Here is a 504-nt window from a genome sequence, read left to right as displayed (position 1 = left end):
GCGATCGCATACATCAGCCTGTGATACTCAAAGCATAGATTTACCAGAATAAAGTGAAAATTATCCTTAATTTTCGGTCACCAATGTCATTTTATCCAGCAACCGTAGTCTACATAATTTACAAATAAATCATAAAACCCAGACCTCTATAATTTTCTATTCTTTTTAAATATTTTGATGACATAACTAGTTTAGTTATAGAGCAAATGGAATAGGAAGCAGGGAACAGGGACTAGGGAGTAGGGAGCAGCGATGCAGAGCGGTCTTGGGGGAAACCCCCGTGAGGCCACTGCATCGCTTTTGCAATTAGGCAAAAATTCGGGAGAAAATTCCCACACTCCTCACACTCCCCGCGCCCCCGCCCCGCGCCCCCGCCCCACACTCCCGATCTTTTTTACAAATATGAGATGCACCCTTTCCCCATCTCGCTATCTCGCTATCTCGCTATCTCCCGACCCTCCCCACACTTCCCACATTTCCCACATTTCCCACATTTCCCACATT

At 45.6% G+C, this 504-nt stretch carries 1 protein-coding gene; it reads left to right on the top strand.

Annotation, left to right across the window (positions count from 1 at the left end; all coding sequences use genetic code 11):
* Window positions 1-252 precede the first annotated feature (252 nt).
* Window positions 253-504 (top strand): hypothetical protein (locus F6K37_RS19955; protein ID WP_287251699.1); only part of this gene is annotated, 252 nt, incomplete at its 3' end.

This window comes from Moorena sp. SIO4E2 (genome assembly GCF_010671945.1).
Taxonomy (GTDB): domain Bacteria; phylum Cyanobacteriota; class Cyanobacteriia; order Cyanobacteriales; family Coleofasciculaceae; genus Moorena; species Moorena producens.
The sequence above is the reverse complement of the archived record's forward strand: the minus strand, read 5'-3'. Positions and strand labels throughout refer to the sequence as shown.